Consider the following 10339-nt stretch of genomic DNA (forward strand, 5'->3'; position numbering starts at 1 on the left):
CCGGGTGGGCGCGCAGCGCGGCGGTCAGCAGCTCGAACGCGGCTTCGGCGCGCTCCCGGGGCAGCGCCCCGTGGTCCCACGCCATGCGGACGAGCAGGTCGGTGCCGTAGGAGACGGCGACGGTGAACGGCGCCTGCAGCGGGCGCCCGTCGATGTGGATCTCGTGGCCCTGCGCGTCGCCGAGCCGCAGCGGCGGGCGGCGCCCGAGGTCCTCGAAGGTGAGCAGCCCGTCGAGGCTGCCCGCCCAGGGGACCCCGGCGGCCCGCGCCGCGCGCACCACCTCGTCGAACGGCGTGTCCGCGTGGTCCAGGTCGTCCCACCAGGCGTCGGCCGCCGCCTCGGGGTCCTCCCCTCCGCCGGCCGGGTGGACGACGGTGTTGAGGAAGCAGCCGAGTACGGGCGGCGCCTGGGCGGGGCGCCCGCCCCAGGGGTAGCCGAGCAGCGGTGTCCGCTCCTCCCCCGCGGCGTCCCCGCCGGCGGCACCGGCGTCCCCGGTGCCGCCGGGGACGCCGGTGCCGCCGGACAGCGCGCGGGCCGCGGTGCCGCAGGCGTCGAGCAGGGCGGGGAAGGCGACGGCGCGCGCTGCGTGCCCGTCCGGGAGCGGCAGCCGGGCGCTGAGCGCCCCGGTGGGGCGCCCGGTGTCCGGCACGAACACCGGGCGGCCGACGCTGCGGCCGAGGGAGAGGCGGCGGGTCCAGTGGGCGAGGGAGCCGGGGGCCGAGGCGCGCCGCTCGGCGTCCAGTTGGAGGCGGAGCGCCTCGGCGTAGGCGTCGGCGTCGTCCCGGGCGCGGTCGGCGGGCACGTCCTCGGGGCCGAGCCTGCGGGCGTAGGCGTCGGCGAGGCCGGCGGAGAGCAGGCCGAGCGACTGCTCGTCGCAGACGGCGTGGTCGAGGACGAGGGCGAGGACCTCCATGGGCGCGCCGGGCGCTTCCCCGGCGCCGGGGGCGCCGGTCTCGGCGGCCGTCGCCTCGGTGAGCAGCAGCCGCAGCGGCGGCCCGTCCTCCGGCCACTCGGCGAGGGCGCGGCGCAGCGCGTCCGCCGCGCCCTCGCCGGGGAGCTGCCGGACCCGCCGCACCGAGGCGGCCGGTGCCTGGAGCCGCTGGACGGGCAGACCGCGCAGGACGTACGGGCGTGCCCGCAGCGCCGGGTGGGCGGCGGCCAGCAGTGCGGCAGCGCGGCGCAGCCGCTCCGGGTCCACGGCGCCGCGCGGGAAGGCGAAGAAGAGGGGGACGAGCGCTGCCCGCCGTCCGGCGTCGAGATGGCGGGCGACCACGAACCGCCGCTGGGCGCCGGTGACGGGCAGCAGCCCCGCCGGGGCGCCCGCGCCCTCGGCGACCCGCCGGTACCGTTCCAGATACTGGGCGGTGATGCTGGTGTTCACATCGGCCTTCCGGCGTTGTCGGCGGGGTTCCGGCCGTGCGGGGGCGCGTCGGTGGACTCGCTCCCCTCCCGCCGCGCGGAGCGCAGCGGGAGCAGGGGGAGCGGCACGAGGAGGAACCCGGCGGCGCACACCCACAACGCAGCGCGCGCTCCCGCGGCGGACGCCAGCGCGCCCCCGGCCAGGGCACCGAGCGGCATGCTCCCCCACACCATGAAGCGCAGCGTCGCGTTCATCCGGCCGAGCAGGGCGTCCGGGCAGACGGACTGCCGGTAGCTGACCTGGGCGACGTTGTAGACGACGGCGCCGAAGTACACCGCGCCGGAGGCGAGCGCGAACAGCGCGGCGCCCGTGCCCGGTCGCGACAGCGGCCACAGCACCGCGAACGGCCCGGTGGCCAGCGGCGCCAGCCAGATCAGCCGCACCTGGCCGCAGCGGCGGGCGAGCCGCCCGGCGCACGCGGCGCCCAGCAGCCCGCCGACGGCGGAAGCCGAGAGCATCAGCCCGACGCCGCCCGCCGGCAGGCCCAGCACCCGCACCAGGAACACGGTCTGCACCGCGGTGTGCAGCGCGGCGAAGAAGTTCGCGGTGCCGGTGGTGAGCGCGATCAGCCGCAGCACGGGGTGCCGGAGCACGAACGCCAGCCCCTCGCGGACCTCTGCGGCCAGCGAGCCGCCGGGCCGCGGCGCCGGGGGCTCCGGACGGGAGCGGATGCGCCGCAGGAAGAGCGCCGAGACGAGATAGCTGACCGCGTCGGCGAGCAGCGCCAGCGGGGCGCCGAGCAGGTGGACGAGTCCGCCGCCGAGTCCGGGCCCGGCGACCTGCGCGGCCGAACGGGCGCTCTCCAAGGCGCCGTTGCCGGACACCAGCTGGGAGCGCGGCAGCAGCGCGGGCAGACAGCTCTGGCCTGCGACGTCGAAGAACACCGTCGCACACCCGGTGACGAGCGCGACGGCGTACAGCTGCTCCAGGGTCAGCACACCGCATACGGCGGCCGGCGGCACGCTGCCCATAGCGCAGGCGCGGACCACGTCGGCCCGCAGCAGCACGGGCAGCCGCCGCATCCGGTCCACCCAGGCCCCAGCGGGGAGCCCGATCAGCAGGAAGGCGGCCGTCTCCAGGGCCGTGAGCAGGCCCACTTCGAAGGCGGAGGCGTCGAGTTCGAGGGTGGCGATCAGGGGCAGCGCCACGAGGGTCACATGGGTGCCGATCTGACTCACCGCGGCGGCGCAGAAGAGCTGCCGGAAGTCGTGCTGTCGCCATACAGCCTGGTTCAGCACGGCGTCCGCCGTAACTGTGGAATGTCCTCCATGGTGCGGCTCGTCCCCCCACAGGATGCGTCCGATATTCAGGATTCAGTGTCCGCTCAGCAGGAATCCAGCCTCCTGGTCGCCGGGAGCCCCCGTCAACAGTCGCCGACTGTGATGTAGACAACGCGCCCTGTAGTCACATCCTCAACAACCGCACCCCGCTGCAACCCACCGCCGCCGGGCGGAGACTGACCACTGACGGACCGCTGCCCGAGGAGGAGGCCCCGCCCCCATGGCCCACTTCGACCTGCCGCTCGACGAGCTCCGCGGCTACCGCCCCGCCGTCCCCGAGCCGGACGACTTCGACGCCTTCTGGGAGAAGACCCTCGCGCTCACCCGCGAGCACGATCCCGCCGTCGCCTTCGACCCGGTGGAGACCGGGCTGCGGGGCGTCCGCACCTGGGATGTCACCTTCGCCGGGTTCGGCGGCCACCCGGTCAAGGGCTGGTTCACGGCCCCGGCGGACGCTTCCGGGCCGCTCCCGCTCGTCGTCCAGTACCAGGGCTACGGCGGCGGCCGGGGCCTCCCGCACAGCTGGGGCCTGTGGCCGCTGGCCGGGTACGCGCACTTCGTGATGGACCTGCGGGGCCAGGGCAGCGGCGGCAGCGTCGGCGACACCCCCGATCCGGTCGGGTCGGGCCCGGCGCACGAGGGCTTTATGACCCGGGGCGTCGAGGACCCCGAGACGTACTACTACCGGCGGGTCTGCGCGGACGCCGTCCGCGGCCTGGAGGCGGCCCGCGGCCACCCGCTGGCCGACCCGGCGCGCACCGTCGTCACCGGCGGCAGCCAGGGCGGCGGCCTCGCGCTCGCCGCGGCGGGGCTGGTGCCGGACGTGGCGGCGGCCATGGTGGACGTGCCGTTCCTGTGCCACTTCCCGCGCGCCCTGTCCATCGCGCAGGCCGGGCCCTATCCGGAGGTCGTCCGCTATCTGCGGATGCAGCGCGGGCGCGAGCGGGACGTGCTGCGCACCCTGTCGTACGTGGACGGCGTCAACTTCGCGGCCCGCGGCCGGGCTCCGGCGCTGTTCTCCGTCGCCCTGATGGACCCGGTGTGCCCGCCGTCGACGGTGTTCGCCGCGTACCACGCCTACGGCGGCGAGAAGGAGATCGCGGTCTACCCGTACAACGAGCACGAGGGCGGCGGCACGGCCCAGGAGGCCCGCCAGCTGAGCTGGGCGCGGTCGGTGCTGAGCCGGTAAGTCGTGCTGCCGAGCCGGGGCTGCCCCTGCCCGCGCCCTGCGGACCGCGGCTGCCGCCGTGGTGACGCGCGCAGTTCCCCGCGCCCCTTCGGGGCGCGCCACACCACAGAGCACCCGCGCCCTGCGGCGGAGCAGCAAGGGGCAACCCCGACCCCGCACACCCCGCGCCCGTACACTCGGCCCAATGGAAGATCCACAAGAACTCCTCCAGGCCGTCCTCGACTTCGCACAGCGCGCCGAGGGCGTCCACGCGGTCGTCCAGACGGGGTCCCGCGCCCGGGGCAGCCGCGTGGACTCCCTCTCGGACCTCGACATCGAGCTCGTCGGGCCCGGCACGGCGGCGCTCGCCGGCGAGGACGCGTGGCTGGAGCAGATCGGGCCCGTCCTGGTGGCCCTGCACCTGCCCAACGAGGAGCCGGACGAGCCGGGCTGGCCGACGTGTCTGGCCGTGTTCGCCGGGGGCCGCAAGGTGGACTTCACGCTCGCCGGGCCCGAGCGGCTGGAGCGGCTGGCGCGCGAGGGCCTGGACGACCTCTACGGCCGCGGGTACACCGTCCACCTCGACAAGACCGGCCTCGCCCGCGGCCTGGCGCCGTCCGAGCCGCAGGCGCCGCGCTGGGAGCCGCCGGACGAGGAGGACTTCGAGGACAACCAGCGCGAGTTCTGGTTCGAGGCCACCCAGGTGCCGGTGTACGCGGCGCGCGGCGACCTGTGGCCCGCGGCGCTGCGGCTGGCGGAGCTGCGGGACCTGCTGCTGACGATGCTGGAGTGGCACGCCAAGGTGCGCTCCGGCGGCGCGGCCGACACCTGGCACAACGGGCACCACCTCGCCGAGTGGCTGGCCGAGCCGTACCGCTCGCGGCTGCCGGAGCTGTTCGCGGGGTACGAGGCGGCGGACACGGTGCGCGCGCTCCGGGCGCTCACCGAGGTCTACGCCGAGGCGGCCGCCGAGGTGGGCAGCGCACTCGGACTCCCCGTCCTGGGCCTGCACCAGCGGGTGCTCCGGCACCTCGACGAGGTGATGGCCACGCCGCTGGGCTGAGGGCCGGGCCGACGGACGGCGCACACCGTCACCGCCGTGGCAATATGCTATGGCACGCGGGCGCACCAGAGTGGGCGCGGCGACGGCACGGAGGGCGCACATGGGCGGGGACCACGCGAACGGCACAGCGGGGAGCACCCCCGGCACGGCGGCGCCCCGGGTGCCGCTCACCCATGCCCGGATCGCCGCCGCCGTGGCCGAGGTCGGCTTCGACCGCGCCACCACCACGAACGTCGCGCGCCACCTCGGGGTCGACCAGTCCTCCCTCTACCGGCACATCGGCTCCCGCGAGGAGATGGTCCGGCAGGCGGCGGAGCTGGTGATCGCCGCCGTCGAGTGGCCGGACGCGGACGACTGGCGCGGCTATCTGGGCGGCCTGGCGGACGCGCTGTGGGAACTGTTCGAGGCGTATCCGGGGCTGGCCGAGGAGCTGCAGCTGATGCACCGGCTGCCGGACGCCTCGTACCGGATGCTCGTCACGGTCGCCCACCGGCTGCGCAGCCTCGGGTTCCCGCTGCGCACGGCCGTGCTGCTGGTGGACACGGTCTCGGACACCATGGCGGACGCGTTCCTCGGGCCCCCGCCCCGGAACGCGCCCGCGGCTCCGGGCGAGGTGCCGGGCGTTCCGGACCCCGCCCCGTATCTGGCCGAACTCGCCCGCGCCCGCGCCACGGACCGCCGCGCGTACTGGCGGGCCCGCCTCGACCTGCTGCTGACCGGCGCCGCCGTCAGCGACGCCGGGGAGCGCTCAGCGCCCGTTCCGTGAGCAGCGGGTGTCCTGGTCCGGGAGGCGGCCGGTGCGCAGGTAGTCGTTGACCTGCCGGTCGACGCAGCGGTTCTGGTACAGCCCGTAGACGCCGTGCACCCGGGCCCGGAGGGTGATCATCCGCGAGTTCGGCATCTTCCGGTGCAGCCCGAGGCCGTTGGCGTAGCTGGTGCGGGTGTCCCCGGTGGCCTGGACGATCAGTCCGGGGGCGGAGCCGGCCTCGCGCACCGGCGGCTCCAGCGGGGCGTTCGGCCAGAAGGCGCAGGGCGAGGTGCCGTTGAAGACCGGTCCGAACAGCGGGGCCGCCGCGCGGCTCCGCTCCACGTTGCGGCGGTACCAGCCCAGGCCGTGCGGGACCGCGCGGTCGCCGCAGAGCAGGGCGAGCTGCAGGGAGTTCTGCACCTCGGACTCGTCGTCCGGCGGGCCGAGCGACTCGCGCAGCGACTCGGTCGGCTCGACGTCCCGGCCGCGGGCCGCGTCGTGCAGGACGCGCACGCTGCGGGCCAGCGCGGCGAACTCCCGGTCGTCCGCCATCAGCGCGGCCAGCGCCTGCGGCACCTGCTGGCCGTCGGCGGTGAGGTCCCCGACCTTCAGCGGCTCGCGCGCCGCCTGCCGGGCTGTGCGCTCGACGGTGGCGCGCACCTGCCGCGCGGTGCGGCCCAGCCCGTACGTCCCGTGCCGGCGGGCCGTCCACGCCGCCCAGGCGTCCAGGAACTCCTCGTTGGCCACGGTCGCGTCGCGGAAGAGGGGCAGGTGGTAGCGGGCCGGGTCGATCGCGCTGTCGAGCACCAGCCGGTCCACGCGGCGGGGGAACATCCTCGCGTAGGCGTTGCCCAGATAGGTGCCGTAGGAGATCCCGAAGTACGAGGTCCTCCGCTCGCCCAGCACGGCGCGCAGCAGGTCCATGTCACGCGCCGTGTTGCGGGTCGTGAAGTGCCGCAGATACGGCACCTCGCTGCCGTAGGCGCGCCGGCAGGCGCGCACCAGGTCGCGCTGGAAGCGGGCGTGGGCCCGGAACCCGGCCGCGTCGTAGCCGGCCGAGCGCAGCCAGTGGCCCTTGGTGCCGCAGCGCAGCGGGCTGCTGCGGCCGACACCGCGCGGGTCCATGCCGATCAGGTCGAAGCGCGCGGCCAGCTTCGGGCCCATGGCGTCTCTGCTGAGCAGGGGCATGTCCAGCGTGATGCCGCCGGGGCCGCCGGAGTTGTGCATCATCAGGCCCACGCGGTGCGCCGTGTCGGTCGCCTGGATCCGGGAGAAGCCGAGGGTGAGCGTGCGGCCCCGCGGGTTCCGGTAGTCCAGCGGCACCCGGATCGTGGCGCACCGGGCGCCCGCCGCGTCCAGCTCCCGGTGCCCGCACCTGGTCCAGCGGGGACGCTGTTCCACGAAGGGGCGGAGGGCGGCGTCTCCGGTCCGGGCCGCCTGCCCGTCCCGCTGCGGCGCGGGCGCGGGCGCGGCCCGCGCGGGCCCGGTGAGGGTGCCGAGCGCGGCTGCGGTGGCCAGCACGCCGACGGCGGTCGTACGAACTCCGGTGAATACCCTGCTCGGGGCTCTGGACGTCATGGGCCTCAGACTCGCGCGGCACCCGGCGGCCCACCATCCGGCCAACGCCCGCTCCGCGGTGGGGCCGTCCCCCGCCGCGGGGTACGGCCTGCTGGAGCCGACCCGGCAAAGTGAAAACTGCACTTGGCGACCAGCACCCTGTTGCGTGCAGCAATTCCCTGGCACACTCGGCGCCCTGAGTGTGAGTCAGGGAGGTGACGGACGCGTGGGGCGACCGGTGCAGTCCGGCCCCGGAAGCGCCCCCTCCGTGCTACGCATGGTGCTCGCCAAGCGGCTCCGGGAGCGGCGCGAGCGGGCAGGCGTGTCACAGGAGGAGGCCGCCGAGGCGCTGGATGTGAGCTTCGCGACCGTATGGCGGATGGAAGGCGCGAAGACGAGCCTGCGGACCCTCTACCTCAGATCGCTGCTGCGCCACTACGGCGCGGACGAGGAGGAGGTCGAGGAGTTCGTCCAGCTCGCCAAGAAGGCCGAGGAGCCGGGCTGGTGGAACGCCTTCCGCGAGGCGCTGCCGGAGTGGTTCGGGGTGTACCTCAGCCTGGAGAGCGAGGCGCGGCTGATCGCCGCGTACGAACCGCACTACGTCTCGGGGCTGCTGCAGACCCCGGCGTACGCGCGGGCCACACTCCGGGTGGGCTTCCCGCACGAGTCCGAGGCGCAGCTCGACCGCCGGGTGGAGCTGCGGATGCGGCGGCAGCGCATCCTGGAGCGCACGGCGCCGCCCACGCTGTGGCTGGTCATGGACGAGACGGCGCTGCGCCGGGTCATCGGCGGGCCCGAGGTGATGCGCGCGCAGATCGACGCGCTGCTGCACGCCATGCAGTACGAGCACATCGCGCTGAGCGTGCTGCCGTTCGGTGCCGGGGCGCATCCGGGCACCGGCGGCCACTACAGCTACCTCCGGTTCGCCGAGCCGGAGATCCCCGACACGGTCTATCTGGAGAGCCTCTCCAGCGCCCAGTACTTCCAGGAGCGGGACGACATCGAGCCGTATCTGAACGCGCACACCGTCATGGCGGCCATGGCGTCCGAGACGGTGCCGGATCTGCGGCAGTGGCTCCACGACCTGCGCAAGGAGTACGAGTACGCATGACTCCGCCCTTTGAGCCCCACTACAACGGCATGCCCGCGCGGGCGCTCGGCAGCGCGGACTGGCACAGCTGGAGCGGCCCCAACGGAGGCACCTGCCTGGAGGTCAAGCGGCTGCCCGGCCGACGGGTGGCGCTGCGCCAGTCCGCCGACGCTGCGGGCCCGGCCCTCGTCTGCGCGCTGGACGGCTTCGCGGCCTTCGTCGAGGCGGCCAAGCGGGGCGATGCGGACTTCCTCCTCACCCCCCGGGACGAAACCGGAGCATAGCCGGAGCACAGCGCGCCCCGGAGGGGAGCGGGGAACCCCGCGTCCGCCGGACACGCCCTGACGTGGCGGGGCGGCGGCGTTGCCGGGACACTGGAGGCGTAGGTGAGGAGCCGACCATGTCCAAGCACACGCATACGCCGAGGACACACCAGCCCCAGCGGGTCCGGGCTCCGGGAGTGCGCCGGGAGCACGGCGGCATGCCGACGCGCCCCGACGACGAGGAGCTGGCCCGCCGCGCGGAGGCCGAGCGCGTCGCGGCGGGGCTGGCGGACTACGACCCCGCCGACGTGCCGCCCGCCACGGAGCCGCCCGCGCGCCGTGGACGCTGAGCACCGCCCGGACACCCCATCGCGAACCGGGAGGAGGCAACGGCATGCCCATTGCCACCGTGAACCCCGCCACCGGCGAGACGCTGCGGACGTTCGCCGCGTACGGCCCCGAGGAGGTGGAGCGCCGGCTCGCCGCGGCCGACGCCGCCTACCGCACATACCGCACGACCGGATACGCCGACCGGGCGCGGCTGCTGAAGGAGGCCGCGAGCCTGCTGGCGCGGGACGCCGAGGACGTCGCGCGCACCATGACCATCGAAATGGGCAAGACCCGCACCGCCGCCCAGGCCGAGGTGGCGAAGTGCGTGAAGGCGATGCGCTGGTACGCGGCGCACGCCGAGCGGCTGCTCGCCGACCGGCGGCCGGACGAGGCGGACATCCGGGACTCGGGCGCCGAGTCGGCCCGGGTGCACTACCGCCCGCTGGGCCCGGTGCTCGCCGTCATGCCGTGGAACTTCCCGCTCTGGCAAGTGATGCGGTTCGCCGCTCCCGCGCTGATGGCCGGGAACGTGGGGCTGCTCAAACACGCCTCGAACGTGCCGCAGACCGCGCTGTATCTGGAGCGCCTGTTCACCGAGGCGGGCTACCCGCAGGGCTGCTTCCAGACGCTGCTGGTGCCGGCGGACGCGATCGAGGGCATCCTGCGCGACCCGCGCGTCGCCGCGGCCACGCTCACCGGCAGTGAGCCGGCGGGCCGCGCGGTCGCGTCCGTCGCCGGGGACGAGGTCAAGCCGACCGTGCTGGAGCTGGGCGGCAGCGACCCGTACCTGGTGCTGCCCTCCGCCGACGTCGCGCGCGCCGCGCGGACCGCGGTGACGGCCCGGGTCCAGAACAACGGCCAGTCCTGCATCGCCGCCAAGCGCTTCATCGTCCACGACGAGGTCTACGACGCGTTCGCCGGGGCCTTCACGGACGGGATGCGGGCGCTGCGCGTCGGCGACCCGATGCGGGAGTCGACGGACGTCGGCCCGCTCTCCACCGAGCGCGGCCGCGCCGACCTGGAGGAGCTGGTCGACGACGCGCTGCGGCGCGGCGCGACCGCGCTGTGCGGCGCGCAGCGGCCGGAGGGCGAGGCGCTGGAGCACGGCTGGTACTACGCGCCGACCGTGCTCGCGGAGGTGACAGACGCGATGCGCATCCACCGCGAGGAGGCGTTCGGGCCGGTGGCGACGCTCTATCGGGTCGGCGGCCTGGACGAGGCGGTGGCGCTGGCCAACGACACGCCGTTCGGGCTGAGCTCCAATGTGTGGACGAGCGACGAGGCGGACGTCGAGCGGTGCGTGCGGGACCTGGAGGCGGGCGGGGTGTACGTCAACGGCATGACGGCCTCCCACCCGGCGCTCCCGTTCGGCGGCGTCAAGCGCTCGGGCTACGGGCGGGAGCTGGCCGGGGAGGGCATC

10 protein-coding genes are annotated in these 10339 nt (G+C 75.3%); 7 read left to right on the plus strand and 3 right to left on the minus strand.

What is annotated here, in order from left to right; translation table 11 throughout:
* Positions 1–1381: non-ribosomal peptide synthetase (locus G5C65_RS22540; protein ID WP_165300731.1), on the minus strand; the 1381-nt coding region annotated here is incomplete at its 3' end.
* A complete protein-coding gene (locus G5C65_RS22545) occupies positions 1378–2658 on the minus strand; it encodes an MFS transporter (RefSeq protein WP_165300732.1) in 1281 nt (426 codons plus the stop codon). The genes G5C65_RS22545 and G5C65_RS22540, both read right to left, overlap by 4 nt.
* 262 nt (positions 2659–2920) lie before the next feature.
* Between G5C65_RS22545 and G5C65_RS22550 the strand changes: the two genes are divergently transcribed.
* From G5C65_RS22550 to G5C65_RS22560, 3 genes are all read left to right on the plus strand, one after another.
* Complete coding sequence (locus tag G5C65_RS22550) at positions 2921–3889, plus strand: acetylxylan esterase (RefSeq protein ID WP_165300733.1); 969 nt, start codon at positions 2921–2923, stop codon at positions 3887–3889.
* A gap of 184 nt (positions 3890–4073) precedes the next feature.
* Positions 4074–4931, plus strand: a complete 858-nt coding sequence (locus G5C65_RS22555; protein WP_165300734.1) for an aminoglycoside 6-adenylyltransferase — start codon at positions 4074–4076, stop codon at positions 4929–4931.
* A 100-nt stretch (positions 4932–5031) separates the two neighbouring features.
* Positions 5032–5697, plus strand: coding sequence for a TetR/AcrR family transcriptional regulator (locus G5C65_RS22560; RefSeq protein WP_165300735.1), 666 nt, complete (start codon positions 5032–5034; stop codon positions 5695–5697).
* On the opposite strand, the gene G5C65_RS22565 is transcribed toward G5C65_RS22560, so the two are convergent.
* Positions 5680–7257 (minus strand): alpha/beta hydrolase, encoded by a 1578-nt coding sequence (locus G5C65_RS22565; protein ID WP_165300736.1) that lies wholly within the window; start codon positions 7255–7257, stop codon positions 5680–5682. The two genes, G5C65_RS22560 and G5C65_RS22565, sit on opposite strands and share 18 nt — an antisense overlap.
* A 256-nt stretch (positions 7258–7513) precedes the next feature.
* Here G5C65_RS22565 and G5C65_RS22570 point away from each other — a divergent pair, with 256 nt between their 5' ends.
* The 4 genes from G5C65_RS22570 to G5C65_RS22585 form a co-directional block, all read left to right on the plus strand.
* Positions 7514–8347, plus strand: a complete 834-nt coding sequence (locus G5C65_RS22570; protein ID WP_165300737.1) for a helix-turn-helix domain-containing protein — start codon at positions 7514–7516, stop codon at positions 8345–8347.
* On the plus strand, positions 8344–8610 hold the full coding sequence (locus G5C65_RS22575) for a DUF397 domain-containing protein (protein WP_165300738.1): 267 nt from the start codon (positions 8344–8346) through the stop codon (positions 8608–8610). Before G5C65_RS22570 ends, G5C65_RS22575 begins: the two co-directional genes overlap by 4 nt.
* A 116-nt stretch (positions 8611–8726) precedes the next feature.
* Positions 8727–8939, plus strand: a complete 213-nt coding sequence (locus tag G5C65_RS22580; RefSeq protein ID WP_165300739.1) for a hypothetical protein — start codon at positions 8727–8729, stop codon at positions 8937–8939.
* 44 nt (positions 8940–8983) lie between these two features.
* The coding region (locus G5C65_RS22585) for an NADP-dependent succinic semialdehyde dehydrogenase (protein ID WP_165300740.1) at positions 8984–10339 on the plus strand (1356 nt) is incomplete at its 3' end.

This window comes from Streptomyces boncukensis (assembly GCF_011045075.1).
Lineage (GTDB): Bacteria > Actinomycetota > Actinomycetes > Streptomycetales > Streptomycetaceae > Streptomyces > Streptomyces boncukensis.

Excerpts from the sequence above, each read along its gene's own strand:
- G5C65_RS22550 (WP_165300733.1), top strand. The coding sequence starts at position 2,921 with ATGGCCCACTTCGACCTGCCGCTCGACGAGCTCCGCGGCTACCGCCCC.
- G5C65_RS22560 (WP_165300735.1), top strand. The coding sequence starts at position 5,032 with ATGGGCGGGGACCACGCGAACGGCACAGCGGGGAGCACCCCCGGCACG.
- G5C65_RS22580 (WP_165300739.1), top strand. The coding sequence starts at position 8,727 with ATGTCCAAGCACACGCATACGCCGAGGACACACCAGCCCCAGCGGGTC.
- G5C65_RS22575 (WP_165300738.1), top strand. The coding sequence starts at position 8,344 with ATGACTCCGCCCTTTGAGCCCCACTACAACGGCATGCCCGCGCGGGCG.
- G5C65_RS22555 (WP_165300734.1), top strand. The coding sequence starts at position 4,074 with ATGGAAGATCCACAAGAACTCCTCCAGGCCGTCCTCGACTTCGCACAG.
- G5C65_RS22570 (WP_165300737.1), top strand. The coding sequence starts at position 7,514 with ATGGTGCTCGCCAAGCGGCTCCGGGAGCGGCGCGAGCGGGCAGGCGTG.
- G5C65_RS22565 (WP_165300736.1), bottom strand. The coding sequence starts at position 7,257 with ATGACGTCCAGAGCCCCGAGCAGGGTATTCACCGGAGTTCGTACGACC.